Raw genomic sequence first — 24,198 nt, 5'->3', positions numbered from 1 at the left:
TCAGGCCGCCCGTCCGGTCAGACCCGTTGGCTTCACCAGCAACACCAGCACCATCAGGACGAAAACCACGGTGTTTGAAGCTTCAGGGTAGAAATATTTGGTCAGTCCTTCGATCACGCCGAGCGAAAAGCCGGTGATGATCGATCCCATGATGGAGCCCATGCCGCCGATCACCACCACCGCGAACACGACGATGATCAGGTCGGCGCCCATCAGCGGCCGGACCTGGTTGATCGGGGCGGACAAGACGCCGGCAAGCGCCGCAAGGCCGACGCCGAGCCCATAGGTCAGCGTGATCATCCTGGGCACGTTGATGCCGAACGCGCGCACCAGCGTCGGATTTTCGGTCGCGGCGCGCAGATTGGCACCAAGCCGCGTCTTTTCGATCAGGTACCAAGTGGCGAGGCAAACGATGAGCGAGAACACCACCACCCAGCCGCGGTAAATCGGCAGGAACATGAAGCCGAGGTTCATGCCGCCCTTCAGTTCATCGGGGATCGCATAGGGAAGGCCCGAGGAGCCGAAATAATTCTGGAACACGCCCTGCACGATCAGCGCGATACCGAACGTCAGCAGCAGCCCGTAGAGATGGTCGAGGCCCGAAAGCCACTGCAGCATGGTCCGTTCCAGGATCATGCCGAAGATGCCGACCACGATCGGCGCGATGATCAGCGCCGGCCAGTATCCGATGCCCGCCAGGTTGAGCAGGAAATAGGCGCAGAACGCACCCATCATATAGAGCGCGCCATGGGCGAAATTGATGATGTTGAGCATGCCGAAGATCACGGCCAGCCCCAGACTGAGCAGCGCGTAGAACGAGCCGTTGATCAATCCCACTAAAAGCTGCGCGTAGAGAGCTTGCATCGGTTTCGCACTCGATTTCGTTGTGACGCTATTTCGCGTGGTGACGCGAAGGTATCGCGCGGTGACGCAAAGGGAAGCCCGCCGGCACGGTGCCGGCGGGCTGCCGTCGTTACTTCTTTACCAGCGGACAGGCGCTCTCCGAAAGCGGCCTGAATGCCTGGTCCGCCGGGGTCGTTCCGACCAGCTTGTAATAGTCCCACGGTCCCTTGGACTCGGCAGGCTTCTTGACCTCAAACAGGTAGGCCGGATGAAGCTTGCGGCCGTCGGCGCGGATGGTGCCCTTGCCGAAGAGCGGGTCGTCGGTCGGCGCCGCCTTCATCTTCTCGACGACCTTGATGCCGTCATGCGGATTGCCGCCCATCGCGTCGACCGTCTTGAAATAGTGGATCAGACCGGAATAGACGCCGGCCTGCACCATGGACGGCATCGCCTTGTTCTTCATGCGCTCGGAGAAGCGCTTGGAAAACGCGCGGGTGTCGTCGTTGAGATCCCAGTAGAAGGTTTCGGTGAAGTTCAGGCCCTGAGCCACTTTCAGACCAAGCGCGTGGACGTCGTTGATGAACAGCAGCAGGCCTGCGAGTTTCTGGCCACCTGAGACGATGCCGAATTCCGACGCCTGTTTGATCGTGTTGGTGGTATCGCCGCCGGCATTGGCCATGCCGACGATCTTGGCCTTGGAAGCCTGCGCCTGCAGCAGGAACGAGGAGAAGTCCGACGAGTTCAGGGGATGCCTGACGTTGCCGATAACCTTGCCGCCCGATTTAACCACCACGGCGGCGGTGTCGCGCTCCAGCGCGTGGCCGAACGCGTAGTCCGCGGTCAGGAAGTACCAGGTATCGCCGCCGGCCTTCACCAGCGCCTGCCCGGTGCTGTTCGCCAGCATGTAGGTGTCGTAAACCCAGTGGATCGTGTTCGGCGAGCACTGGGCATTTGTGAGGTCCGACGTCGCCGCGCCGGTATTGATCATGATGGCGTTCTTTTCCTTCACCAGGTTGTTGACCGCCAGCGCAACACCGGAGTTGAGGACGTCCACGAAGATGTCGACTTTCTCGACGTCCATCCACTGGCGCGCGATTGTCGTGGCGATGTCGGGCTTGTTCTGGTGGTCGGCCGAAATCAGATCGATCTTCCAGCCCTTGGCGGCAAGCCCGGAATCCTCGATCGCCATCTGGGCGGCGAGCGTGGAGCCGGCGCCGCCGAGGTCGGAATAGAGACCGGAATTGTCGGTGAGTACGCCGACCTTGACGGTTTTATCCTGCGCCATCGCGCCGCTCGCGGCGAGGGTCAGCGCGGTGCCGAAAAGAAGTGCCGAAATTTTCTGTTTCATATTTTCTCCCTGAATTTTGCTTGCCGAACTATACCGATTAGACGCCAAGATAAGTGTGGAGCTTGTCCATATTGGCCTGCAGTTCCGAATTCGCGAACCCGTCGATGACCTTGCCGTGCTCGACGATGTAGTAGCGATCCGCGACCGTCGCGGCGAAGCGGAAATTCTGCTCGACCAGCAGGATGGTGAAACCTTCCGACTTCAGCCGCGCGATGGTGTGCCCGATCTGCTGGATGATAACGGGTGCCAGACCTTCGGTCGGCTCGTCCAGCATCAGGAACCGCGCACCGGTACGCAGGATTCTGGCGATCGCGAGCATCTGCTGCTCGCCGCCCGAAAGCTTGGTGCCCTGGCTGTTGAGCCGTTCCTTCAGATTCGGAAACAGCTCGAAGATCTGATCGAGAGACAGGCCGCCGGGGCGTACGATCGGAGGCAGCAGCAGGTTTTCGCGCACGTCGAGGCTCGCGAAAATGCCGCGCTCCTCCGGGCAGAAGGCGACGCCCATCCGCGCGATCTTGTCGGACGCGGCGCGCGTAATGTCCTGATCGTTGAAGCGGATCGAACCGGTGCGCTTGCCGATGATCCCCATCACCGATTTCAGCGTGGTGGTCTTGCCGGCACCGTTGCGTCCGAGCAGCGTCACCACCTCGCCGGCGTTCACATTGAAATTGATGCCGTGAAGGATGTGGGATTCGCCGTACCAGGCCTCCAGGTTCTGAACCGAGAGAACCGGCGTGCCGGTCGTCTTTGCAGGGGCTTCCGCCATCTTTACTTCAGCCATGACCGGCCCCCAGATAGGCTTCCTTGACGCGCTCGTCCTTGGACAGATCGGCATAGTTGCCTTCCGCCAGCACCTGACCGCGCGTCAATACCGTGATGATATCGGAAAGGTTCGCCACCACGGAGAGATTATGTTCGACCATCAGGATCGTGTGTTTCGCCGAGATGCTCTTGATCAGCGCCGCGATCTTGTCGATGTCCTCGTGGCCCATGCCGGCCATCGGTTCGTCGAGCAACATCATCTCCGGATCGAGCGCCAGTGTCGTTGCGATTTCGAGCGCGCGCTTGCGCCCATAGGGCATCTCGACCGCCGGCGTAGTGGCGAATTCGCTTAGACCCACATCGTTCAGCAGCTCATGGGCCCGGCCGTTGAAGCGATCGAGCACGCTCTTGGAGCGCCAGAAATCGAATGAGCTGCCGTGCTGCCGCTGCAACGCGACCCGAACATTCTCCAGCGCCGTGAGGTGCGGAAACACCGCCGAAATCTGGAACGAACGCACCAGCCCGAGACGGGCCACATCGGCCGGCGCCATCGCGGTGATGTCCCGCCCCTTGTACAGAATCTGACCCGCCGAGGGCTTCAGAAACTTGGTCAGGAGGTTGAAGCATGTCGTCTTGCCGGCGCCGTTCGGCCCGATCAACGCATGAATACTGCCGCGACGCACCTTGAGAGCAACGTCGCGAACGGCGAAGAAACCCGCGAATTCCTTGGTCAATCCGTGGGTTTCGAGAATGAACTCATCGGCCAAACAAACTTCCCCCATCAGCCCGCTGCGAAGTCCCTCGCGCGCGGCCAATTTTTCCCTTGTCGGGCAGGCTCTCCCGGACGCCTTGGAAACCGTCCCGGACCTGCCGCCTCCGGGCGGAATATGCCGTCAACGGCACGGATTAGGCAAGGCGGAAAGCTTGGCTAGGCCAAAGCATTAGTGCCGGTTCCAAATCCGCCCTTAGTCGAATTGCACGGCCTGCGCGAATAGCAGGGTGCCGGAGCGTTTTTCCGCCGTTCCCGCGCACCGGAAAGCCGCCGTTAACGGTGTTTTGCTGCAATCGGGCCGTTTCATAGAATATTACCGCCCGCGGCGGATTATCTCGCGATTTAGTCAGGCAGGGATCGCGGCCGTGGATTTTGCAAGCGCCGACCCATCAATCGTCAAATCGATCAAGCAGCGCGATTTGCTGAACACCTGGCTGCGGCTTTTTGCCCGCGACCAGGCCCTGCCGCGCATGGACGAATATCAACCGGCGCGGATCGAGGATGAACTTCCCGACCTTGTTTTCTTGGCTGTCGATAGCGGCGCTCAGCCACCGCGCCTGCTGATCCAGAGTGACGGCAGGCGGATGTCGAGCGCGTATGGCAATACCGGCAAGGGCCGCTATCTTGACGAGTATCTGGGCGCAAGGCTCGCGTCCATCGTAATGCCGGTCTATTACGAAAGCATCGCCCGCCGCCTCCCCGCTTACACCATCGCCAATATCGATGACATCTACGGGCGAATCGTTGCCTATGAGCGGCTGCTGCTGCCGTTCTCCGACGACGGCAACGTCACCCACATCATCGCATCGCTAAAGACCATCAGCGAGGATGGCGGTTTCGAGATCAGGAACCTGATGCGCGGAAGCGACAAGCTGCCGGTGCCCAAGCTTCGCACCATCATCGACCGCGATCTCTTCCATCGCGCGCCCGGCCGCATTCCGTCCGGCGACATACTGGAATTTGGTTAGTCCGATGGAATTCGAAAGTTGCGATGCCTCGGTGGTGAGGTCGATCAAGCAGCGTGAGTTCCTGAACGCGTGGTTGCACGCCGCCGCCAAGCACCGGCCACTTCCCCTTGTCGATGATTTCCAGCCCAACCGCGTTGGCGACGAACTCGCCGACATGATGGGATATGATGTTATCGGCGAAGGCGACAGTGCGCGCTTCCTGATCACCCAGTCAGGCGCCACACTAAGCGCCACCTATGGCAACGATCACCTCAAGCCGGCTGAGCGGACCAATCGCTATCTCGACGACGCAGTCGGGCCGGAACGCTATGCTCGCGTGGCCACGCTTTATCGCGCTTGCCTGAAACACAAGCGGCCGGCCTATTCGATTTCAACGGTGCAGGATGAAGACAACAAGGACGTGTCCTATGAGCGGCTGCTGCTGCCGTTCGGTCGCGGCCATACGGTCGAACAGATCGTCGGCTCCTACAAGAGCATCAGTATCGAGGGCGGCTTCAAGGTCAAAAATTTGATGGGTCTCAGGCCGAAGGCCGTGCCCGTAATTCTGGTCAGGGCGATCATCGACCGCGATTTCGTGCCGAGCACGGCAAGCCGGCAGCTATCCGACGAGGTGATCGAACTGGGCTAGGCCTTGAACTCAATTAAGCCTTGCGCTTGCTCTTCGACGCCACTTCCTTGGCGTAGACGTCCGGCTTGAACCCGACCAGCAATTTGCCGCCGAGATCGAGCACGGGACGCTTGATCATCGACGGCTGCGCCAGCATCAGCGCCAGCGCCCTGCGCTCGTTCAGCCCGTCCTTCTCACCATCCGGCAGCTTGCGGAAGGTCGTGCCGGCGCGGTTGAGCAGGGTTTCCCAACCGAGTTCATCGGACCATTGCTTGAGCTTGTCCTTGGCGATGCCCGCAGTCTTGTAGTCGTGAAAATCGTAAGCGACGCCGTGGCTGTCGAGCCAGGTGCGGGCCTTCTTCACGGTGTCGCAGTTCTTGATGCCGTAGATGGTGATGGGCATTTCAATACATTCCAGATTTGGCGCCATTCGCTCCTGGCGGATCGTCCGCAGGTTTTTATACAATGCAGATCAGCGAATCCATCATAGACTGACGTGTCACCCGCAGGTGAGGCCCCGCATGGAATTCACCCTTTTGTTTGTGGCAGCAAGCATCGTGATGCTGGTTGCCTGGCGCGGTTCACGCGCCCTTGCGCTCGGCCTGTACGCCGCCGTCATGGTCGCCTGCGCCGCAACCTATCTGCACCACGCGACCGATACGCTGAAACTGTCGTTCTGAGCCGCCCATGACCCAGACCCGCGCCATCACCCTGAATGCGCTCAGCCTCTACGCCGTCGCGCTGGTGCTGGCGGCGGCGTTTGCGGCGCAGCTGCTGCTGCACGAACTGCCCTGCCCGCTCTGCCTGCTGCAGCGCATCCTGTTTGCGATGCTGGCCATCGGCCCGATCCTGAACATCCGCTTCGGACCGCGTCCCAGCCATTATGCGCTGTCGTTGCTTACAGCGGTTGCCGGCGCTGTGGCCTCGACCCGGCAGGTGCTGCTGCACATCATGCCGGGAGACGTGGGCTACGGTTCGGCCTTGCTCGGCTATCACTATTACACCTGGGCCCTGATCGGCTTCATCGCGGCCATCGTTCTTCTCGCGGCGGCGCTGCTGTTCGACCGTCAGTTCGAAGATGATGGCGCTGCATTGCCGCCGACCGGCGGCCTGTTCGCGCAGGCCGCCGTATGGCTCGTGATCGGGCTGACTGCGCTCAACGTGATCTCGACCCTCCTGGAATGCGGTTTCGGCGCCTGCGCCGACAATCCGACCGTCTACGAACTGCTCAAGCGCTTCTCCTAAGCCCGCTTCGGAATGTTCAGGCCGCGCTCCACGGCAGGCCGCGCGAGGCCGCGCTCCAGCCACGCCGGCACGTATTTAAAACTATCGAACGCGACGAGTTCGCGCGCACCATAGAAACCGATCAGGTTGCGCACCCAGCCGAGCATCGAAATATCGGCGATGGTATATTCATCGTCCATCACCCACTGCCGGCCGCCCAGATGCATCTCAAGCACGTCGAGCAGGCGCTTGGACTCGGCGACATAACGCTCAAGCGGCCGCTTGTCGGCAAACTCCTTGCCGGCGAATTTATGGAAGAAGCCGACCTGGCCGAACATCGGCCCGATCCCGCCCATCTGGAAGTGCACCCACTGAATGGTCTGCCAGCGGCGCGCGGCGTCCGCCGGCAGCAGCTTGCCGGTCTTCTCGGCGAGGTATTGCAGGATCGCCCCCGACTCGAACAGGCCAAGCGGCTTGCCGCCGGGACCATAGGGATCGAGGATCGCAGGGATCTTGCCATTCGGATTCAGTGACAGGAATTCCGGCGTCTTCTGGTCGTCCTTGTTGAAGTCGACGAGATGCACTTCGTAAGGCAGCCCGATCTCTTCCAGCATGATCGAGATCTTGACGCCATTCGGCGTCGGGAGCGAATAAAGTTGAAGTTTTTCGGGATGTTTGGCGGGCCAGCGTTTTGTGATGGGAAAGCCGGAAAGGTCGGACATTGACACTCGTTCTTTGCTTGGTTGTTGTGAGGCGGGTAATGTACGAACCTTGCCGCGCTTAACAAGGGTTGGCGCCACCAATGACTGATCATCCGTCGCCGCCGAAGCTCGGAATGACTGACGCAGAGCTTGCGGTTCATCCGACCGTGTTCGCGGCAGATGCCCTCAACGGTCAGGTCGTGCTGGTGTCGGGCGGCGCCGGCGGCATCGGGCGGGCGATCGCCTGGCTGTTTGCGCGGCTCGGCGCGCATGTCGCCGTGGTCGGGCGCGATCAGGGCAAGCTCGATGCACTGGTGGCCGAAATGGCCGGACGCGGCCTGAAAGCATCGGCCCACACCGCCGACATCAGGGAGCCCGACGCGATCAACGCCCTGTTCGACGTGATATGGGCCGCGCATGGAAGGCTCGATATTCTCGTCAACAGCGCCGGCGGGCAGTTTCCGCAAGCCGCGATCGACTTTTCCGTGAAGGGCTGGAACACGGTCATCAACACCAACCTGAACGGCACCTGGTACATGATGCAGGCCGCCGCGCAACGCTGGCGTGACCGCAAGCATCCCGGCAGCATCGTCAACATCGTGGTGGTGACGACACACGGGCTCTACGGCATCGCGCATTCGGTCGCGGCGCGAGCCGGCGTGATCGGGCTGTCGCGCGCCGTCGCGGTCGAATGGGCGCCGCTGAACATCCGCGTCAATTGCGTGGCGCCCGGCGCGATCGAAACCGAGGGCTGGAACGTCTACACGCCGGAAGCCCGCGCCGCCTATCCGCGCTCGAACCCGATGATGCGCGCGGGATCGCCATGGGACATCGCGGAAGCCAGCGTCTACCTCGCCGCCCCATCCGGTAAATTCGTCACCGGCGAAACGCTGACGGTCGACGGCGGCGGTCAGCTGTGGGGTGAGACCTGGACCACCGGCAAGCCGGACTATTTCGGCGGCGACAGGTGATGTGCTAGTCGATCCCGCATGCCCCGCTATCGCCTCGCCATTTTCGATTTCGACGGCACGCTCGCCGACTCGCTTCCCTGGTTTCGAACAATTTTTCAGGACCTGATCGCGAAGTTCGACCTCGCGCCCGTCAGCGCCGAGGAACTGGAGGGATTGCGCGGACGGTCGGGCCGCGAAATCATCGCCCGCCTCAACATGCCAATGTGGAAGCTGCCGGCCATCTCGCGCGACATGCGGCGGCGCAAGCTTGCGGCCGCAAACCAGATATCGCTGTTCGACGGCGCCCCGCAACTGCTGGCCGACCTGCAGAGCCTCGGCATTCACACCGCGATCGTCAGCTCCGACAGCGAAGCATCGGTACGCCAGGTCCTCGGTCCTTCCGCGGCGCTGATCGAGCACTTCGACTGCGGCGCCTCGCTGTTCGGCAAGCACCACAAATTCAAGCGCGTTGCGCTGCAGCTCGGAACAAGTCCCTCCGAAGTCCTCTGCATTGGCGACGAACTCCGCGATATCGAAGCCGCCAGGTCCGCCGGCATGGATTCAGGCGCGGTCGCCTGGGGCTACGCCCTGCCCGCCGCGCTGCAGGCAGCCGGGCCGACGCATTTCTTCCATACGCTCGAAGAGATCAAACTAGGGCTCACGATCGCCTGATTGAACCGTCACGCCTTTTTCTGCAGCACCGTCACATGCAGGCGACGACGGATCTGCATTCCCTGCCGTTGATAGAGCGCGATCGCCGAGGTGTTGCTGGTAAACACATGCAGGAACGGAATCTCGCCTCGATCAACGATTCCGCGGGCGACGGCACCGAGCAGCGCCTGCGCGTAGCCGCGGCCGCGATGGGACGGATGCACGCAGACCGCGGTCATCTCGGTGTAATTGCCGGGCTTCATGCGCTCGCCGGTCATCGCGACGAGCTGGCCATCGACCCTGATGCCGAGAAACGTTCCGAGTTCATGGGTTCGTGTACTGAAGGGACCGGGTTTTGTCAGCTCGACCAGCGCGATCATCTCGGGCACATCGGCGGCGCCGAGCGTGACGATGTCCATGCCGGGAAGCGAACTTTGCGCTGGTGTGCCGACCATCTGCTCTCCGGTCTCGGCAAGCAGGGTTTTGAAGTCATCCGGCACGGTCACCGCGTCCGACGTAAACAGCACAGCGATCTCGGTTCCGGACATCAGCGCGCCAAGTGCTGCAAAACTCTCGGGCGACATGTCGACCATGTCGGCGAATGGCCCGATCGCAAGCGGGAAGCGCCGCGCCACGGCGCCGCCCTCCGCCAGCGCCTGCTGCCGGGTCGTCAGAGCGCTCCAGATCGGCTGATCGAGCGGATGGGTCATGGTTTTGCCGACGCAAGTCCGCTCAAAGCACGCAGCCATAATGCGCCGACGACACCAGCTTTATATATTTGTCGTGCACCGAGCCGCGCCGCACCCGCGCCGCGTCTGGCCCGCGCCAGTCGGCCATGCGCCGGGCGATCTCCTCGGGCGACACGTCGAGGGTGACGGTGCGCGCACCGGGATCGATCACGATGATATCGCCGTCGCGGACCGCCGCGATCGGACCGCCGCGCGCCGCTTCCGGCGAGACATGGCCGATCAGGATGCCGTGCGAGACGCCGGAGAAGCGCCCGTCGGTGATGAGCGCGACATCCTCACCGAGACCCTGCCCCTGCAACTGGATCGTCAGCATCACCATTTCGGGCATGCCCGGTCCGCCGACCGGACCGACATTGCGCACCACGATCACATTGCCGGGCACGATCTCGCCGGCGCGGATCGCAGCCATCGTGGCGGCCTCGGATTCGAACACCCGTGCCGTGCCGCGAAATTGTCCGTTGTCGAGCGTCTTGCCGGAGAGTTTGAGCAGGCAGCTTTCCGGCGCAAGATTGCCCTTCAGCACGCTGATGTGGTTGTTCGGCGGCGCGACGGGACTAGCCACCGGCGAAACGATCTTCTGCAGGCCGATCTGCTCCAGCGTCGGCACATCAGCGAGGTTTTCCGCCAGCGTCTTGCCGGTCACCGTCATGACGTCACCGTGCAGCAGGCCGTTGCGCAGCAGCTCCTTCATCACGACAGGCACGCCGCCGATCGCATGCAGGCTTCCCATCGCAAAGGGTCCATGCGGCTGCAGGTCGGCCAGCAGCGGCACCCGCTCGCCGACCTGCTGGATGCGCTCGATGCCGACCGGCACCTGGGCCTCGCGCGCGACCGCGAGCAGATGCAGATACATGTTGGTCGAACCGCCCATCGCGTAGACGGTGGTGATCGCGTTCTCGAACGCGCGCTCGGTCATGATGTCGCGCGGCCGGATGCCGGCCTCGATCAGCCGGTACAGCGCGTCGACCGAGGCACGGGCCTGCGCGCGGACGTCGGCGTGGATGTCGCTGCCGGCGTGGTAGTCGGCAGGATGCGAGGCGCCGCGCGGCAGCATCATGCCGATCGCTTCCGCAATCGTGCTCATCGTGTTGGCGGTGAACATTGCACCGCAGGTGCCGCTGCCGGGCATCACGTTGCGCTCGATCTCGGTCAACTCTTCCGACGAGATGCGGCCGGAATCGTTGGCCGCGCGCGCCTCCGCGTAATCCATGATGGTCAGATTGTTGCCCTTGGCGGCCCACGCCCCGAACGACACCCGCCCCGGCGAACTGGTGCCGGGATAGAGCACGAGCCCGAACGCGTTGGTCCGCGCCAGCGGCATCAATGCGGCAGCGCCTGTCTTGTCGCAGCCGGAGATCACAATCATGGCGTCGCCATGGTGCGCGTAGTGGCCGATCTCGAAGCAATCGGCGACGACGTCACGCGACGCCAGGCTGTAGCCGGCCGTCGGCGTGCCCTGCGTCAGCGCGTCCGACACCGCAGGCGCCCCCACGATCAGCCCCTGCCCGCCGCGTTCGGCGAGAATATCGACCAGCAAATCCGTAATGGTACGCACGCGATTGTTGCAGCGATGCGCATTGGTATAGGCGCTCGCAATCGTCACGACAGCGCTGGTCTTCGCGGCGCGATCCGGCTCGAATCCGGCGGCACGCAGTTCGACGCGGGCTCTCTTCCAGTAGGTACTGCTGTCTTCAACCATTATTGTTTATTTGCCTCTTGCATGCTGATCGAATGCGCTGAGCACCGCGAGCGTCATCGCCGTGATACCGGTTTGAATGGTCGGCTTCGGCACCGGCGCGAACAGCGGCGAATGGTTGCCCGCCAGCGGCGTTCCACTGCTGTTTGCCGCCAGCCACCGTTCCGGCTCGTAGACGCCGATATTGAACATCATCGACGGCACGCCGGCCGCGGCGAACTCGGAAAAATCCTCGCTTGTCGTGTTCGCGGGTGTCAGCCGCAGCTTGTCGCCGAACGCCGCCTTCAGCGCCTTCTCGGCGGTCGCGACCACAGCAGGATCGTTGATGACAGCCTTGGTACCCTCCCCGATCCTGATGTCGGGCGCCGGCGCATCCGACATCGCGGCTACCGCCTTCGCCGTCCGTTCGATCCCCGCCACCAACTTGTTGCGCACCGCCGGCTTGAAGGTGCGAATCGTCCCCAGCAGCGTTGCCTCGTCCGGGATGATATTCCCGACCGTGCCGCTATGGATCGACCCAATGGTGACAATGGCGAATTCGGTCGGATCCTTTTCGCGGCTGATCACGCTCTGCACATCGACGATGAAGCGCGCGGCCATCATCACGGGATCGATGGTCAGCTGCGGCATCGCACCGTGACCGCCGCGGCCACGGAACTTGATGTAGAGGCCGTCGACAGTGGATGAGCCGACGCCGACGCGATAGCTGAGATTGCCGTAGGGAAAGCCGCCGGCGTGCAAGGCAAAGGCGAAATCGGGCTTCTGAAATCGCGTGAACAGGCCGTCATCCAGCATGGCCTTCGCGCCTTGCACGATTTCCTCGGCCGGCTGCGCGATGAACATCAAGGTGCCCTTCCACTGGTCCTTCAGGCCTAGCAGTGTCTTCGCCGTGCCGACCCAGTTCGCCATGTGAATGTCATGGCCGCAGCTATGCGCGATGAACGTCTCCCGGCCGTTCCAGGTGGTCTTTTCGCGGCTCGCATAGTCGAGGCCGGTCTTCTCCTCCATCGGCAGCGCATCGAGCTCGGTGCGCACCAGAATAGTGGGGCCGTCACCGTTCTTGTAAATCGCGACCAGCCCGGTCCTGCCGACCTTCTCGGTGACCTCAAAACCAAGCGCGCGCATCTCGGCGGCGAGTTTTGCCGCGGTCTTTACCTCCTGAAAGGCGAGTTCAGGATGGGCATGGAGGTCCTTGTAGAGCGCATCGAGCTTTGGATAGTCCGCCTCGAACGTTTTTTCGATCGCGGCCTTGAGCGCGGGAACGTCCAACTCGGCATGCGCGGGCCAGAGCGGGACGGCGCAGAGCGCCGCGGACACGAGCAAGGATTTGACAGAGTGCTTCATGGCGGTGACGCTCCCTTGTTTCCCCGGTGTTGCTCTTATCGGCAGCTTGGACGACGGCTTGTTGGGAGTCTACCCGGTTTTGCCGTCGTCAAAGCTCACGATCACGGCAGCGTTGGCGATCAGGATAGGATCGTTGCCCAGATCGGACGGGATCTCGAGCCCGCCCGCGATCGCCTTCACGGTCTTGGTGCCATATGGCAATTCCTTGGCGACCGCCGCGGTATCCACCGCCTCGGGGTTCGGCACGGCGATGGTGACATCGACGTACATATCGTTGGCGGTCTTGCCGAGCATCCGGAAGAAGCCGAGGCTGGAGTGGCGGATCGCGTCCGAGACCGCGCGCTTCGCGGCCTTGGTGGCGTCGCGGCCATGAACATCAACGCCCATGCCCATTTCGGTAATACAGCGCACGCGTGCCATCAGGTTTTTGCTTTCGTTGGAGTGCGGGGAGATCAGTCTCGGCGCAGAGTTTCGCGCCGTGGCGGTCCGAAGGCAAGTGGCCGACTGAAAGCGACGAGGCGACCCGCTCTTTCTTGAAGCGGTGAGATGCGCAAACCGATCACGGGCGATCCCTGACCTTCCGAACAGCCGTCGTCAGACGATCGATTTCGTCCTCCGTATTATAATAGTGAGGCGAGGCGCGCACAATCGAAGGTAATGCACGCCGCTTCGCGTCGAGCAGCGTGCTCGCAGGATCTGACGTGCTGACATTGATTCCCGCGTTGGCCAGATGCGTCTTCACCGCATCGGCCTCAAAGCCCAGGACGGTGAATGTGACGATCGCCGCCGGATGCGGTCCAAGATCATGGATCGCGACATCAGGAATCTGGCCAAGCCCATTGCGCAGCAGGCCAGCCAACGTCCGGCAACGCGCGGCAATCGGCTCGATTCCGATCGCCCGCGCGTAGTCCACCGCGACACCGAGCCCTAATCTTGCGGCGTAGTTGTTCTCCCAGGTCTCGAAGCGACGGGCGTCAGGTCGAAGCTGGTAGCGATCGGGCGCCACCCACGGCGCGCCGAAATGATCGATCATCGGTGGCTCGAGCTTGCCCAGCAGCTCGCGACGCACATACAGGAATCCGGTCCCGCGCGGACCGCGCAAGAACTTGCGTCCCGTCGCTGAAAGCATGTCGCAGCCAAGCGCCGCGACGTCGACTGGCATCTGTCCGACGGCCTGACACGCGTCGAGCAGATAGGGAATCCCGTGCGCCCGTGCGATGCGGCCGACGGCGGCCGCAGGATTCACCAGGCCGCCATTGGTGGGCACCCAGGTGATCGCGATCAGACGCACCCGATCGTCAAGCATCCGCTCCAGCGCTTCCGCATCCAGCACGCCATTTGCGTCATCAGGGATGATCTCAATCACCGCCCCCGTGCGCTTGGCGACCTGCAGAAACGCAACGTAGTTTGCCGCATATTCGGCCCGCGCGGTCAGGATGCGATCGCCGGCGCGCAGTGGCAGGGCGTAAAAGGCCATTTGCCACGCCACAGTGGCATTTTCGGTCAGCGCAATCTCATCCCTGGCGGCGCCGATCAGACCGGCAACACTGTCGTAAACGCCGTCAAGGCGTGCTGCAGCCTCGGCGGCGGCCTCGTAGCCCCCGATCTCGGCCTCTCGCCTGAGGTAGTCTGTCATCACGTGCAGCACCGGCAAGGGCATCAGGCCGGCGCCGGCATTGTTGAGGTGGACACGGCTGACAACACCGGGCGTCTCAGCGCGAAGGCGTTCAAGATCAATGGACATGGGCAATCCGGTTTCAGACGAACCGAGGAAGCCTACCAGACCCGCCCTGCCCCCGGAGGGGTGGATTTGGCATAGAGAAAAAAAGAAACAGGCCGTGTCGGAATCCTGTCCCCTCGTTCGTCCTCCCCCCGAGCCCACTCCCTCCAAAGCACCAAGCCTGCCGATTCCCCCCAACTGACAAGGACATCCGTCATGACTTCCATCACGCCGTTCCTCTGGTTCGACAACAACGTCCCGGCGGCCGTCGCCTTCTACAAATCGGTGTTTCCCAATGCCAAGGTCGAGGTCGTCAATGACTTCATGGCGAGTTTCGAACTCGAGGGGCAGAAGTTCAACGCCCTCAATGGCGGCCCCAAGTACAAATTCAACGAGGCGGTCTCCTTCTTCATCAGCGTCGAGACCCAGGAAGAGGTGGACTATTTCTGGAGCAGGCTGACCGCCGACGGCGGCGAGGAATCGCAATGCGGATGGCTGAAGGACAAATTCGGCCTGTCCTGGCAGGTTGTGCCCACGGCACTGGGCCGATACCTCGGCGATCCCGATCGCAAAAAAGCCGATCGCGCGATGCAGGCGATGATGAAGATGCGAAAGATCGTTATTGCCGATCTGGAAAAGGCATTTGCCGGCTGAACCCTGACACAGCAAGGCGTGCGCGTTTGCAACAATCTCACCGTCTGTTGCAATATTGATCCGTCTTGCCGGCCGTCGCCCGTGGATGTGATCCAGTTCACTCGCCTTCTCTCGCCGGCAATGCTACTTTGGCTTGTATTGCGCAAAATGATTGGGGATCACATGCGTGAACGCGGCGGAATTGACGATCCGAGGGCTGGCCAAAACGACCGCCAAAAAGGCTCGAAAGAAGAAAAGCACCAAGAGGGAGAAGAGCACCGGAAAATCGAGGCGCTGAGCGATGCAGCGATTTGAGCGCGGCCGCGAGCCTCCACCCGAGGCGTTCCGAATCAGCGAGGCGCAACGCAATCGCTCCGTGTTGCGTGACTATCTGCGCACAGAAACGGTCAAGCGTGCGCAGACGACGGCCCCCCAGGAGTCGTACCTCCTCAAACACCCCTCGGTTTTCAAGGCCCTGGACCTGCTCTTCTACCAGAAATGCGCATTTTGCGAGATGCGCGTGCCAATAAAGCCATATCGATTCCGGCCGCCAGCCGAGGCACGTCCTTTCGTGGCCTCCGAGATCGGCCACCTCTATTATGTTTGGCTCGCCGACGCCTGGGAGAACATCTATTCGATTTGCGATCGGTGCGACCCATCCGAGCCGGATTTTTTCCCGGTCAAGGGCAATCGGACTTCGCTGCCCACCGACGAGCAAATCGATCGATACATCAAGGAGGGCATCGGACTGTGGCGCGATCATCCGCCGCGGGAAAAGGCGCTCCTGCTCGATCCTTGCGGCCGTAGCGAGCTCTATGGCCACTTCCACGTCGAACTGCAAGGCCGGCTCGTGCCACGCACGGAAGCAGCCCGCACAACCGTCGACCATTTCAAACTTAACGATGAATCACGCGTCGCGGCCCGGCGCATGACATTCAACGAGCGCTTCGATCAGCTTACCTTCGCGCTTACGTCTGGCAACCGTCAACACAATCTGTTTTCATTTGCCGAGATCGAGTTCGGTGGCAGCTGGTTCATCCTCTTGCGCCGCTTCGCCAAGGTGTTGCGGGCACAGGGACTGCCGCAGATCAACGCCTCCCGCAATGGCATACATGCATCGTTCATGCGATTTTATGGCCGAGGCGACATTGGCAAGCAGTTGAACGCCGCCGTGGACGCGCTGCAGCATGAGGACCGCACCGGCGTGGCGATTGCGCAGAAAGCAGCTCCAGCGCCCCGCCGCAGCCACGCCCGCCTTACCGCGGTTCAGGTCCGAAACTTCCGATCGATCGAGTCGCTGGATCTGGCCATGCCCGACGCGGCGCCGGAGGCGGGTTCGACCGCACCGGTGCCGTCGGTGCTGATCCTCGGCGAGAACGCTGCCGGCAAGAGTTCGCTTCTTGAAGCGATCGGCCTTACCCTTGCGGATCATACGGCGCGCACCGCGCTCAAACTGGCCGTTGATTCGCTGCCGCTTGATCCAGCCTTCCTCGGCGCTGGACCCGATCATGCCAGCCGCACCGCAGAAGTCACGCTTGCGCTGGACGGCATCCGGTCTCGTCACCTGACCATATCCGAAAACGGGTATCAGGACCGGAATGAGACCGACGTCCCGGTACCACCCGTCTTCGCCTATGGCGCGTTCCGGCACTACACCGATCGACGTCGTAAGCATACGCCGGAAAAGTATATCCAGAGCCTGTTCCGACCCGATCAGCTATTGTCCAACCCCGAGCGATGGTTGCTCAGCCTCGACCCAACACATTTCAATATGGTTGTTCGCGCCCTGCGCGATATTTTCTCGATCGACGACGAATTCGAGGTCATCAAGCGTGAGGAAAAACGCTGTCTGATCATGACACGCATGACGAAGCCCGACGGCAGCTACGTCGACATCTCGACGCCGCTGCATATCGCGAGCTCCGGCTTTCGTTCGGTACTGGCGATGGTCTGCGACATCTTCGAAGGCCTGATGGATCCCCGCGTCTATGGCGGGTTCGAGACGCTGGCCGCCGCACGGGCGGTCGTCCTCATTGACGAAGTCGAGGCGCATCTTCACCCGCGCTGGAAGATGCAGATCATGCGCGGGCTGCGCAAGGCGCTTCCCAATGTTACCTTCATCGCGACAACGCACGACCCTCTCTGCCTGCGCGGCATGGGCGACGGTGAAGTCCGCGTCATGCAGAAGGTGGCGAGCAGCGACGTGACCGGGGGCACCGATCTGCCGGTGTTTGTCGAACAGTTGCACGATGTGCCTTCTGTCTCGAAGCTTACCTTGGAGCAACTGCTGACATCCAACCTCTTTCAGCTTTTCTCGACGGACACGCCCGAGACCGACGCAAAGCTGGCGGAGATCGGCGACCTCCTTGCACGGCAAAGGACCGCCCTCAGCACGGCCGAACTCGATACGATTGACCGCTTCAATGCCGACATCGCCTCGGCGCTTCCAGTCGGATCGTCGGCGGTGCATCGTCTCGTGCAGGAAGCGGTCGTCCAGTATCTACGCGAGCGTCGCAAGGCGTCGGCGGACCGGATGCGAGCCTTGAGCGACAAGGCCCGCCAGGACATCGTCGCTGCATTGAGGGGCATCTGATCGTGCGCAAGGTCGATCGCAACGCGGAAGCGGTCCCCGCAGCGCTCTCGAAAACCAACAAAGAGGGAAAAACCGAACTCGATCGTGCGCGCGAGCATGCTGCCGATTCGAATCCCAAAAAAGGCGGCTTTCCGTTCGCCGCCTATAAGGACGACGAAGTCAAACGTGCGCTGGAGGCCCTCTTCCACGGCAAGTGCGCCTACTGTGAGACTTTCTTCGCCAACTCGGCTCCGGTTGACGTCGAGCACTACCGTCCCAAGGGCCGCGTGGCCGAGGATACTTCGCATCCCGGTTATTGGTGGCTGGCGATGGACTGGCACAATTTGCTGCCGAGTTGCATCGACTGCAACCGCCGCCGAGGGCAGATCGTCGTTGGCCAGGGGTCCAGCCTTCAGGATCTGCTGCGGACGAGCCGGACGCGGGCCGGCCAGCCGACAAGCCAGTCGGGGAAGCAGGACAGTTTCCCGATAGCCGGCACCCGCATCCCGGCTGAGAGCACGAATTATGCGGCAGAGGCCGCGCTATTGCTCGACCCCTGCCGCGATGATCCGGAAGCCGATCTGGTCTTTCACATCGATCACAACAACCCGCTTGGCCTGGTGCTGCCGACCGGCGGACCGGCAACGCCCAGCCCCCGTGGTACGACATCGATCCATACCTACGGCCTCAACCGCCTGCGGCTCGTGCAGGAGCGCACCCGCCTGCTCCGACGGCTCGAGTTCCTGGGAAATATCGCCGTTGAACTTACTGACATGGCGGCCGAGATAGCCGATCCGGCCGTCAAGGACGCTTTGCCTCAAGGCCGTGCCGATGCGATTGTCCAACGCCTCCGCTTCCTCGCCGACCGTACGCTGGCCGAGATGCGGTCGATGGCAGAGCCCACCGAGCCATTTTCGACATTGGCGCGCCAATGGCTGCGCGAGTTCAGCAGCGCGATCTCGTCGCCACCGCCACCATGAGCAACCTCGCCGCGAGTGACCTTCACGCCGGCACTGGCGCCGTCTGCACTCTGGGGAACGGCTTGAAGGTCATCGCGATCAGGAACGCGCCAAGTCCCATGGCCCAGGAGCCGACATAGAGCCACGTGTAGCTACCAAGGATATCGTAGATCAGACCGCCGGCCACCGGTCCCATGGCCATGCCGAGGCTGCCCGCCATCGCTGTGCCGCCGATCACGGTGCCCATCATCTTCAGCGGAAAATTCTCGCGCGCGATCGCAGCATAGAGCGGCATCGTGCCAGCGTAGATGAAGCCGAACACCGCCGCCACAGCATAGAAGCCGGCAAGGTCACGGACGAACACATAGGCCAGCGCGCCGAAGGCCTGCACCAGCAATCCCGCGACGAGAACGCGCTTGGCGCCCAGCCGGTCGCCAAGGATGCCGAACCCGATGCGGCCAAAGAGCCCTGCGAACCCTTCGAGGCTGTAGATCGAAACTGCCGCGATCAGCGGGATGCCGCAGCTGACGGCATAGCTGACGGTGTGGATGATCGGTCCCGAATGGGTGGCGCAGCAAAAGAAATTCGTCAGCAGCAGGATCGCGAACTGGGGCGAACGCACCGCCTCGCCCACCGTCATCTCGGTTTGCTGCGCGCCGTTTGCCGGGGCACTGGCGTTGGCGGCTACGAGCGCCGGCGGGCGCCGCACCAACAGCGATACCGGAATCATGATGACGGCAACAATCGCAGCCACGATCTGCAGCGTCGTTCGCCAGTCATGGACCGAGACCAGCCAGGCCACCAGCGGCGCCATGGTCATGGGCGCTATTCCCATGCCGGCCGACACCAATGAGACCGCGAGGCTGCGATTTGTATCGAACCAGCCGGTGACGCAGGCCATCATCGGGGCAAAGATCGCGGCAATCGCGCCGCCGACCAGAACGCCGAAGACGAACTGGAACGCCAGCAGCGACGTCGCCAGGCTTGCGAGCAAGAGGCTTCCTGCCAGCACCAATGATCCCGTCAGCACCACCGGCAGCGGTCCGAAGCGGTCGGACAGCGAGCCCCAGAGCATGCTGCAGCACGCCATCGCCAGGAAACCGACCGTCATCGCGCTCGATACGCCGGCGACCGACCAGCCTGTATCACGCGTGATCGATTGCAACAGCACCGGCAGCGAAAACATCGCGCCGATCGCGACGCAGCCGAGCGTGCCGCCGGCCGCAACGATTACCCAACGATAGCGAGAATGGTCCATTACAAATCTCCGTTTTGGCGCCTCTCGGTTCAAGACGTTTGAGAAGCGCCAAAGGCGACATGATCAGGATCTTTTTTTGAGGTGCGTGGCCGGTTCAGGAACTGGCAGCAGGTGGCATCTTGTCGAATTTCGGCAAACCCGGATCGAGATCATCCCAGGCGTGGCCGCGCATCGCGTAGGTGACGACTTGCGGCTTGAATCGGCCGGGATCGTCGAGGCTCGCCGCGTGCACGGTGAAGAGATCCGGCATCGCCGCAAACGTCAGATAGACCGGCGAGCCGCAGGCGGGGCAGAAGCTGTGCGTCTTCACATTGCCGCTGTCGCCAACGACGTCGCAATGTGCCGCCTTGCCTTCGAGTTTCACGCCCTTCCTGCCCGCGAAGGTCAGATAGGAGCCGTGCCCGGTGCCGCTCCTGCGCTGACAATCCTGGCACTGGCAGTGGTTCATAAAGACCGGTTCGCCGGAGATTTCATAACGGATCGCGGCGCAGGCGCAGCCGCCGGCATAGGCATTGCTCATGTCGTTTCCTTCCAGTGGGATGATTTAATTTCGAACGTGGGATCAGCGCCGGCGGACACCGTTTCGCCGGTGAGAGATCAGCTTCAGCCAAGGCGCCAAATGAAAGGCGCTCATCAGCAAATACATCGGGACCATTCCGCCCAGCGGCGACGCCCCCGCACTCGCGCAAAGGGCGTCGGATGATCCAAGGAAGCTCGTCAGCAGCGCCATGATCGCGAAGGTCGGCGCGGCGGCGAGATATAGAAAATCGGCGGCGCTGATCATCGCCGCGTTGCCGTTTTCACGAGGAAGACCGCCAGAATCGCGTGCGAGGGCGTGAATATCGTGCATGTTTGTCTCCTGCGGCAAAGCGCTGTTGCGCCGCTGCTACCTGCCCCGGGGCATCGCTCGCGCAGAATGCTCGGCGCGAGCGAGCGATGCCGCATGTCACCAGGCTAGCCGGCTTGTTTCCGCATGGCGGCCTCGCCGGCGTCCGACACCTCGACCCATTTTTTGTCGGGCGCGGCGTCCGGGACATAGCTGTCGTGCCAGTTCCACCATTTGTAGGTCGGTGTCTGCGGATAGCCCGCAGGCGAGTCCTCCCAGACCTCCTGGCGGCCGAGCGGCGTGATGTCGAGGTAGTTCCAGGTGCCACCCATCTGCTCGTCGCCGCGGTTGTTGATGAAGTAGGTCCGGAAAACCTTGTTGCCATCGCGGATGAACACGTTGGTGCCGTGCCATTCGTCGACGCCGAAGTCTTTGTCGAAGCTGTCGGTGATGGTGTACCAGGGCATCTTCCATTCCATCCGCTTCTTCAGCCGCGCGATGTCCGCCTGCGGCGCGCGCGAGACAAACGCGAGCGTGGTGTCGCGGGCGTTCAAATGAGCGACGTGGGCGACCTGGTCGGCCACCATGGAGCAACCGCGGCAGGCCTGTTCGGGCCAGCCATGCACGCCGGGCTCGAAGAAGGCACGGTACACGATCAGCTGGAGGCGGCCGTCGAACAGATCGACCAGGCTCGCTCTGCCGCCGGGTCCTTCGAACGCGTAACTCTTCTCCACGGCCATCCACGGCATCCGCCGGCGCTCGGCGGCCAGCGCGTCACGGGCGCGGGTATTGGCCTTCTCCTTCACCAGCATCTGCTGACGTGCGGCTTCCCACTCCTGTGCCGAAACGACATGAGTCTTCATTGCTAGAGTCATAGCTAGCCTCCTGTTGGTTGCGATGCTTGTTGCGTTACGCGTCGTGCTGCGGCGTCAGGCCGGAAGCCGCCGTTCGTATTCGTCTCGCAGGCGACTCCAGCCTTGCCAGAACGGCGCCGGCTCGTTGCCGGATGCGCGGGCGACAAGGACATCGAGGTGCATATGCCAGCCGGCGCCGACCTTGAGCAGGGTTGCGCGATCCGGCAGGCGGCGATGGATCACCGTCAGCAGCACGCCCTGCCCGCTTGGCTCCAGTTCAAACGTCACGTCGCCGCTGTTGTTCCAGGCGATCGAAAGCTTGCGCATCGGATCGAGTTCGGTGATCCGGCTTTGCATGCGGTGCTCTTCGAGGAAGTCGGCCGGCCGCGGGCTTGGCGGGTCGTTGAGCTCGCCGTTGCGCCAGACGAATTCGACGGGCGCGCCGACCTTCATCTCCATCGCGCCTGCCGCCAGCCATTTGCGGCGCAGTTCGCTATCCGTGAGATAGGCCCAGATGCGCTCGATCGGACCGGGCAGCAACCGCTGGATCTTCAGCGTCGTGGGTTCGATCAGCGTGCCGTAGGCATCGGGTGTCTTCGCATCCATCGTTCTACTCCTTCACGTCTTGCTTTTCTTTGCTGCCGCTTCGTCTTCGGCGCGCAGCAGGGATTCCAAGGTGTCGAGCTTTTCATTCCAGAAGCGTTCGTAACGTCTGAGCCACTCATTGGCTTCGGCAAGCCGCGCCGCTTGCAGGCGGCACAGATGGGTCCGGCCCTGGATCGTGCGCGTCACCAGGCCCGCGTTCTCGAGCACCCGCACATGTTTGGAGGCGCCCGCGAAACTCATACTGAATGGGGTAGCGAGTTCCCCGATCGTGAGTTCGCGTTCCGCGAGCTGGCCAAGCATGGCCCGCCGGGTGGGATCCGCGAGGGCATGAAAGACAGCGTCCAGATGGGCGTGTTGTTCAACCATGTGGTTTAACATAGTCGCCCACGGCGAATTGTCAACCGATCGGTTTAACTTCTTTGTGATCGGGCTCTTTCGGGTTCCGGGGCTAGCCGTCCGGCACGGTGTAGACGTCGCAGGGAGCGGCGATGCCGCGCAGCGGATGCGTTCCGAGCGGGATCAGTTTTGCGGTGATCCCGGCGGCGACCGCACCGGAAATCAAAACCGTCCGGCCGAGCGGCCGGCAAAGCCCTTCGAGCCGGCTGACCAGATTGACGGCAGGACCGATCGCGGTGAAATCCAGCCGGTCCGCCGCGCCGACATTGCCCCAAAGAATTTCGCCGAGATGCAGCGCCGCGCCAAACGCCAGCGATGGCAACCCCTGCTCCCGCCTGATCCCATCAAGATGCGCCATGCCGGCTTGCGCCGATGTGACCGCACGAAGCGCCGCGTTGCAGGCATCGCCGGGATTGTCTCCGCTGACGGGAAAGATCGCCAGCATGCCATCGCCGATGAATTTCAGCACTTCGCCGCCGAAGGCGTGAACGGCGCCGGCCATGCAATCGAACCAGGCATCCAGCGCGGTGATGACGGAAGCCGGCGGCGAAGTCTCGGACAGCGCGGTGAAGCTGCGCAAATCCGCATAGAGCAACGCGGCACGGATGGTTTCTCCGACATCGCGCCGCAACGGTCCTGCCAAAATGCGCGCCGCGCTGCGCCGGCCGAGATAGGCCTCGAGCGTTGCGGTCAGCGTCGCGCGCGCTGAAAGGGCTGCGAGTGGTGCTGCGGCAAAACGGGTGACCTCGCGCAGCCGGGCGATCTCTGCTTCCGTGAACTGGCGCGGCCCGATCCATGAGAGCACCGGTCCATCCGGTCCCGGACCCACGACGTTTTCATGCACCATTCCGTCCGCGAGCCCGGCCAGCCAACGTCGACCGGCATCGCCAGCGGAATCCTTCTGTCCTGCATCTGCCGGCGCAAAACCCACCGCCTCGATCACCTCGCCGTTCTCGGCCCGCCACAACCAGGTGCGGCGGGCAATGATCGGATGCGGAACCGCGAGCGTCAGGGCGCCGCCGGCGAGCGGCAGATTATCAGCGATCAAATGCGCACCGAGTTCGGCAAGGAACCAGTCCGCACCCGGTGAAGCGCCCGCCGCATCCACCAGCCATGTCAGCGTCGAATTGAGTTGCATGGGCCGATCATGTGGCAGCGGCGCGTCATTGTCATCAACTGCCCTTGGTAAATCCGCGCGCGGGCATATGTTCGCATCGGTTGCACCTTCTTCATGCCAACGAACAACGAGGTTTTCGATGACTGAAGCGTTCGTCGTCCAGCGCGAGACCCACATTGCGGCGCCACGCGCCAGCGTATTCGCCTTCCTCACCGATCCCGACAAGATCGTGCAGTGGATGGGGACCGAGGCGACGACGGAGATGCATCCGGGCGGGCTCTATCTCCTCAAAGGCGTTGGCAGCGCCACCGCGCGCGGCGCCTTCCGCGAAGTCGTGCCGGTGCACCGCCTCGCCTACAGTTTTGGCTGGGAAACCAACGACGAGGTGCCGCCGGGATCAAGCCTGATCGAAATCGATTTGATCGAACAGGATGGCGGCACGCTGCTGCGCATGACCCATAGCGGCCTTCCCAACGAGGCGACCCGCGCCAGCCATGACAAGGGTTGGGCGCATTATCTCGGCCGGCTCACATCAGCCGCTGCCGGCCGCGATCCCGGCCCCGATCGGGGACCGAACGGCACGCGGGGCGCGGCTTGACGTTTCATCCCCGCGTCATTCTCGTCAAGCGGCCGGCGTGGGAA

Annotated in this window: 29 protein-coding genes; 11 read left to right on the top strand and 18 right to left on the bottom strand. The window is 62.6% G+C overall.

From position 1 onward, the window contains the following. From JQ567_RS25040 to JQ567_RS25025, 4 genes are all read right to left on the bottom strand, one after another. Complete coding sequence (locus JQ567_RS25040; RefSeq protein WP_192739604.1) at nt 1–864, bottom strand: branched-chain amino acid ABC transporter permease; 864 nt, start codon at nt 862–864, stop codon at nt 1–3. A gap of 109 nt (nt 865–973) precedes the next feature. Continuing rightward, nucleotides 974–2,191, bottom strand: coding sequence for an ABC transporter substrate-binding protein (locus JQ567_RS25035; RefSeq protein WP_212441273.1), 1,218 nt, complete (start codon nt 2,189–2,191; stop codon nt 974–976). A 37-nt stretch (nt 2,192–2,228) separates the two neighbouring features. After that, the gene (locus tag JQ567_RS25030) at nt 2,229–2,972 is read right to left on the bottom strand and encodes an ABC transporter ATP-binding protein (protein WP_212264842.1); all 744 of its coding nucleotides are present in this window, start codon (nt 2,970–2,972) and stop codon (nt 2,229–2,231) included. After that, the gene (locus JQ567_RS25025) at nt 2,965–3,720 is read right to left on the bottom strand and encodes an ABC transporter ATP-binding protein (RefSeq protein WP_212441272.1); all 756 of its coding nucleotides are present in this window, start codon (nt 3,718–3,720) and stop codon (nt 2,965–2,967) included. The genes JQ567_RS25030 and JQ567_RS25025 overlap by 8 nt, the downstream gene beginning before the upstream one ends. Before the next feature lie 370 nt (nt 3,721–4,090). On the opposite strand from JQ567_RS25025, the gene JQ567_RS25020 reads away from it, so the two are divergent. After that, complete coding sequence (locus tag JQ567_RS25020) at nt 4,091–4,693, top strand: PAS domain-containing protein (RefSeq protein ID WP_212441271.1); 603 nt, start codon at nt 4,091–4,093, stop codon at nt 4,691–4,693. 4 nt (nt 4,694–4,697) lie between these two features. Next, entirely contained in the window at nt 4,698–5,321 is a 624-nt protein-coding gene (locus JQ567_RS25015) for a PAS domain-containing protein (protein WP_212441270.1), read from the top strand. A 13-nt stretch (nt 5,322–5,334) separates the two neighbouring features. On the opposite strand, the gene JQ567_RS25010 is transcribed toward JQ567_RS25015, so the two are convergent. Further along, nucleotides 5,335–5,703 (bottom strand): ArsC family reductase, encoded by a 369-nt coding sequence (locus JQ567_RS25010; RefSeq protein WP_212441269.1) that lies wholly within the window; start codon nt 5,701–5,703, stop codon nt 5,335–5,337. A gap of 118 nt (nt 5,704–5,821) precedes the next feature. On the opposite strand from JQ567_RS25010, the gene JQ567_RS25005 reads away from it, so the two are divergent. Further along, a complete protein-coding gene (locus tag JQ567_RS25005; RefSeq protein WP_212441268.1) occupies nt 5,822–5,980 on the top strand; it encodes a DUF5993 family protein in 159 nt (52 codons plus the stop codon). 7 nt (nt 5,981–5,987) lie between these two features. Beyond that, nucleotides 5,988–6,545 carry a disulfide bond formation protein B gene (locus tag JQ567_RS25000; protein ID WP_212441267.1) on the top strand — a complete coding sequence of 186 codons (558 nt, stop codon included), beginning with the start codon at nt 5,988–5,990 and terminating at the stop codon, nt 6,543–6,545. On the opposite strand, the gene JQ567_RS24995 is transcribed toward JQ567_RS25000, so the two are convergent. After that, entirely contained in the window at nt 6,542–7,246 is a 705-nt protein-coding gene (locus tag JQ567_RS24995; RefSeq protein WP_212441266.1) for a glutathione S-transferase family protein, read from the bottom strand. The two genes, JQ567_RS25000 and JQ567_RS24995, sit on opposite strands and share 4 nt — an antisense overlap. A gap of 113 nt (nt 7,247–7,359) precedes the next feature. Here JQ567_RS24995 and JQ567_RS24990 point away from each other — a divergent pair, with 113 nt between their 5' ends. Beyond that, nucleotides 7,360–8,196, top strand: a complete 837-nt coding sequence (locus JQ567_RS24990; protein WP_249165697.1) for an SDR family oxidoreductase — start codon at nt 7,360–7,362, stop codon at nt 8,194–8,196. Between the two features lie 18 nt (nt 8,197–8,214). Next, the gene (locus JQ567_RS24985; RefSeq protein WP_212441264.1) at nt 8,215–8,847 is read left to right on the top strand and encodes an HAD-IA family hydrolase; all 633 of its coding nucleotides are present in this window, start codon (nt 8,215–8,217) and stop codon (nt 8,845–8,847) included. Nucleotides 8,848–8,855: 8 nt separating this feature from the next. On the opposite strand, the gene JQ567_RS24980 is transcribed toward JQ567_RS24985, so the two are convergent. The 5 genes from JQ567_RS24980 to JQ567_RS24960 form a co-directional block, all read right to left on the bottom strand. Further along, nucleotides 8,856–9,536, bottom strand: coding sequence for a GNAT family N-acetyltransferase (locus JQ567_RS24980; RefSeq protein ID WP_212441263.1), 681 nt, complete (start codon nt 9,534–9,536; stop codon nt 8,856–8,858). 22 nt (nt 9,537–9,558) lie between these two features. Next, nucleotides 9,559–11,274, bottom strand: coding sequence for a dihydroxy-acid dehydratase (locus JQ567_RS24975; protein ID WP_212441262.1), 1,716 nt, complete (start codon nt 11,272–11,274; stop codon nt 9,559–9,561). Between the two features lie 6 nt (nt 11,275–11,280). Beyond that, nucleotides 11,281–12,615 (bottom strand): amidohydrolase, encoded by a 1,335-nt coding sequence (locus tag JQ567_RS24970; protein WP_212441261.1) that lies wholly within the window; start codon nt 12,613–12,615, stop codon nt 11,281–11,283. Nucleotides 12,616–12,684: 69 nt separating this feature from the next. Then, nucleotides 12,685–13,035, bottom strand: a complete 351-nt coding sequence (locus tag JQ567_RS24965) for a Lin0512 family protein (RefSeq protein ID WP_192739734.1) — start codon at nt 13,033–13,035, stop codon at nt 12,685–12,687. Between the two features lie 139 nt (nt 13,036–13,174). Further along, nucleotides 13,175–14,359 carry an aminotransferase class V-fold PLP-dependent enzyme gene (locus tag JQ567_RS24960; RefSeq protein WP_212441314.1) on the bottom strand — a complete coding sequence of 395 codons (1,185 nt, stop codon included), beginning with the start codon at nt 14,357–14,359 and terminating at the stop codon, nt 13,175–13,177. 192 nt (nt 14,360–14,551) lie between these two features. On the opposite strand from JQ567_RS24960, the gene JQ567_RS24955 reads away from it, so the two are divergent. The 4 genes from JQ567_RS24955 to JQ567_RS24945 all read left to right on the top strand — a co-directional run bounded on the left by JQ567_RS24955 (nt 14,552) and on the right by JQ567_RS24945 (nt 18,520). Continuing rightward, nucleotides 14,552–14,989: a VOC family protein gene (locus tag JQ567_RS24955; protein WP_212441260.1), complete on the top strand. Its 438-nt coding sequence runs from the start codon at nt 14,552–14,554 to the stop codon at nt 14,987–14,989. Nucleotides 14,990–15,151: 162 nt separating this feature from the next. Next, complete coding sequence (locus JQ567_RS38675) at nt 15,152–15,283, top strand: hypothetical protein (RefSeq protein WP_283816549.1); 132 nt, start codon at nt 15,152–15,154, stop codon at nt 15,281–15,283. Then, nucleotides 15,270–17,561, top strand: coding sequence for an AAA family ATPase (locus tag JQ567_RS24950; RefSeq protein WP_212441259.1), 2,292 nt, complete (start codon nt 15,270–15,272; stop codon nt 17,559–17,561). Before JQ567_RS38675 ends, JQ567_RS24950 begins: the two co-directional genes overlap by 14 nt. A 2-nt stretch (nt 17,562–17,563) precedes the next feature. Continuing rightward, nucleotides 17,564–18,520, top strand: coding sequence for a hypothetical protein (locus tag JQ567_RS24945; protein ID WP_212441258.1), 957 nt, complete (start codon nt 17,564–17,566; stop codon nt 18,518–18,520). A gap of 22 nt (nt 18,521–18,542) precedes the next feature. On the opposite strand, the gene JQ567_RS24940 is transcribed toward JQ567_RS24945, so the two are convergent. The 7 genes from JQ567_RS24940 to JQ567_RS24910 form a co-directional block, all read right to left on the bottom strand. Next, a complete protein-coding gene (locus JQ567_RS24940) occupies nt 18,543–19,757 on the bottom strand; it encodes an MFS transporter (protein ID WP_212441257.1) in 1,215 nt (404 codons plus the stop codon). Between the two features lie 94 nt (nt 19,758–19,851). Next, nucleotides 19,852–20,277 carry a GFA family protein gene (locus JQ567_RS24935; RefSeq protein WP_212441256.1) on the bottom strand — a complete coding sequence of 142 codons (426 nt, stop codon included), beginning with the start codon at nt 20,275–20,277 and terminating at the stop codon, nt 19,852–19,854. A gap of 42 nt (nt 20,278–20,319) precedes the next feature. Beyond that, the gene (locus JQ567_RS24930; protein ID WP_212441255.1) at nt 20,320–20,607 is read right to left on the bottom strand and encodes a hypothetical protein; all 288 of its coding nucleotides are present in this window, start codon (nt 20,605–20,607) and stop codon (nt 20,320–20,322) included. A 104-nt stretch (nt 20,608–20,711) separates the two neighbouring features. Continuing rightward, nucleotides 20,712–21,458, bottom strand: coding sequence for a DUF899 family protein (locus tag JQ567_RS24925; RefSeq protein ID WP_212441254.1), 747 nt, complete (start codon nt 21,456–21,458; stop codon nt 20,712–20,714). Nucleotides 21,459–21,512: 54 nt separating this feature from the next. Beyond that, entirely contained in the window at nt 21,513–22,043 is a 531-nt protein-coding gene (locus JQ567_RS24920; protein ID WP_212441253.1) for an SRPBCC family protein, read from the bottom strand. Nucleotides 22,044–22,055: 12 nt separating this feature from the next. Then, the gene (locus JQ567_RS24915) at nt 22,056–22,409 is read right to left on the bottom strand and encodes a helix-turn-helix transcriptional regulator (RefSeq protein WP_212264863.1); all 354 of its coding nucleotides are present in this window, start codon (nt 22,407–22,409) and stop codon (nt 22,056–22,058) included. 82 nt (nt 22,410–22,491) lie between these two features. Further along, nucleotides 22,492–23,577 (bottom strand): adenylate/guanylate cyclase domain-containing protein, encoded by a 1,086-nt coding sequence (locus JQ567_RS24910; protein WP_212441252.1) that lies wholly within the window; start codon nt 23,575–23,577, stop codon nt 22,492–22,494. Between the two features lie 118 nt (nt 23,578–23,695). On the opposite strand from JQ567_RS24910, the gene JQ567_RS24905 reads away from it, so the two are divergent. Further along, nucleotides 23,696–24,154, top strand: a complete 459-nt coding sequence (locus tag JQ567_RS24905) for an SRPBCC family protein (protein WP_212441251.1) — start codon at nt 23,696–23,698, stop codon at nt 24,152–24,154. Nucleotides 24,155–24,198 lie beyond the last annotated feature (44 nt).

It is taken from the genome of Bradyrhizobium sp. AUGA SZCCT0431, from assembly GCF_018131065.1.
Taxonomy (GTDB): domain Bacteria; phylum Pseudomonadota; class Alphaproteobacteria; order Rhizobiales; family Xanthobacteraceae; genus Bradyrhizobium.
Note: the sequence above shows the minus strand (reverse complement) of the source record. Positions and strands in the feature narration are given on the sequence as shown.

Bases quoted from the DNA above. Each gene is read 5' to 3' on its own strand.
- JQ567_RS25040 (WP_192739604.1), bottom strand. From the start codon at position 864: ATGCAAGCTCTCTACGCGCAGCTTTTAGTGGGATTGATCAACGGCTCG.
- JQ567_RS25035 (WP_212441273.1), bottom strand. From the start codon at position 2,191: ATGAAACAGAAAATTTCGGCACTTCTTTTCGGCACCGCGCTGACCCTC.
- JQ567_RS25030 (WP_212264842.1), bottom strand. From the start codon at position 2,972: ATGGCTGAAGTAAAGATGGCGGAAGCCCCTGCAAAGACGACCGGCACG.
- JQ567_RS25015 (WP_212441270.1), top strand. From the start codon at position 4,698: ATGGAATTCGAAAGTTGCGATGCCTCGGTGGTGAGGTCGATCAAGCAG.
- JQ567_RS25010 (WP_212441269.1), bottom strand. From the start codon at position 5,703: ATGCCCATCACCATCTACGGCATCAAGAACTGCGACACCGTGAAGAAG.
- JQ567_RS25005 (WP_212441268.1), top strand. From the start codon at position 5,822: ATGGAATTCACCCTTTTGTTTGTGGCAGCAAGCATCGTGATGCTGGTT.
- JQ567_RS25000 (WP_212441267.1), top strand. From the start codon at position 5,988: ATGACCCAGACCCGCGCCATCACCCTGAATGCGCTCAGCCTCTACGCC.
- JQ567_RS24995 (WP_212441266.1), bottom strand. From the start codon at position 7,246: ATGTCCGACCTTTCCGGCTTTCCCATCACAAAACGCTGGCCCGCCAAA.
- JQ567_RS24990 (WP_249165697.1), top strand. From the start codon at position 7,360: ATGACTGACGCAGAGCTTGCGGTTCATCCGACCGTGTTCGCGGCAGAT.
- JQ567_RS24985 (WP_212441264.1), top strand. From the start codon at position 8,215: ATGCCCCGCTATCGCCTCGCCATTTTCGATTTCGACGGCACGCTCGCC.
- JQ567_RS24980 (WP_212441263.1), bottom strand. From the start codon at position 9,536: ATGACCCATCCGCTCGATCAGCCGATCTGGAGCGCTCTGACGACCCGG.
- JQ567_RS24975 (WP_212441262.1), bottom strand. From the start codon at position 11,274: ATGGTTGAAGACAGCAGTACCTACTGGAAGAGAGCCCGCGTCGAACTG.
- JQ567_RS24970 (WP_212441261.1), bottom strand. From the start codon at position 12,615: ATGAAGCACTCTGTCAAATCCTTGCTCGTGTCCGCGGCGCTCTGCGCC.
- JQ567_RS24965 (WP_192739734.1), bottom strand. From the start codon at position 13,035: ATGGCACGCGTGCGCTGTATTACCGAAATGGGCATGGGCGTTGATGTT.
- JQ567_RS24960 (WP_212441314.1), bottom strand. From the start codon at position 14,359: ATGTCCATTGATCTTGAACGCCTTCGCGCTGAGACGCCCGGTGTTGTC.
- JQ567_RS24955 (WP_212441260.1), top strand. From the start codon at position 14,552: ATGACTTCCATCACGCCGTTCCTCTGGTTCGACAACAACGTCCCGGCG.
- JQ567_RS38675 (WP_283816549.1), top strand. From the start codon at position 15,152: ATGCGTGAACGCGGCGGAATTGACGATCCGAGGGCTGGCCAAAACGAC.
- JQ567_RS24950 (WP_212441259.1), top strand. From the start codon at position 15,270: ATGCAGCGATTTGAGCGCGGCCGCGAGCCTCCACCCGAGGCGTTCCGA.
- JQ567_RS24940 (WP_212441257.1), bottom strand. From the start codon at position 19,757: ATGGACCATTCTCGCTATCGTTGGGTAATCGTTGCGGCCGGCGGCACG.
- JQ567_RS24935 (WP_212441256.1), bottom strand. From the start codon at position 20,277: ATGAGCAATGCCTATGCCGGCGGCTGCGCCTGCGCCGCGATCCGTTAT.
- JQ567_RS24930 (WP_212441255.1), bottom strand. From the start codon at position 20,607: ATGCACGATATTCACGCCCTCGCACGCGATTCTGGCGGTCTTCCTCGT.
- JQ567_RS24925 (WP_212441254.1), bottom strand. From the start codon at position 21,458: ATGACTCTAGCAATGAAGACTCATGTCGTTTCGGCACAGGAGTGGGAA.
- JQ567_RS24920 (WP_212441253.1), bottom strand. From the start codon at position 22,043: ATGGATGCGAAGACACCCGATGCCTACGGCACGCTGATCGAACCCACG.
- JQ567_RS24915 (WP_212264863.1), bottom strand. From the start codon at position 22,409: ATGGTTGAACAACACGCCCATCTGGACGCTGTCTTTCATGCCCTCGCG.
- JQ567_RS24910 (WP_212441252.1), bottom strand. From the start codon at position 23,577: ATGCAACTCAATTCGACGCTGACATGGCTGGTGGATGCGGCGGGCGCT.
- JQ567_RS24905 (WP_212441251.1), top strand. From the start codon at position 23,696: ATGACTGAAGCGTTCGTCGTCCAGCGCGAGACCCACATTGCGGCGCCA.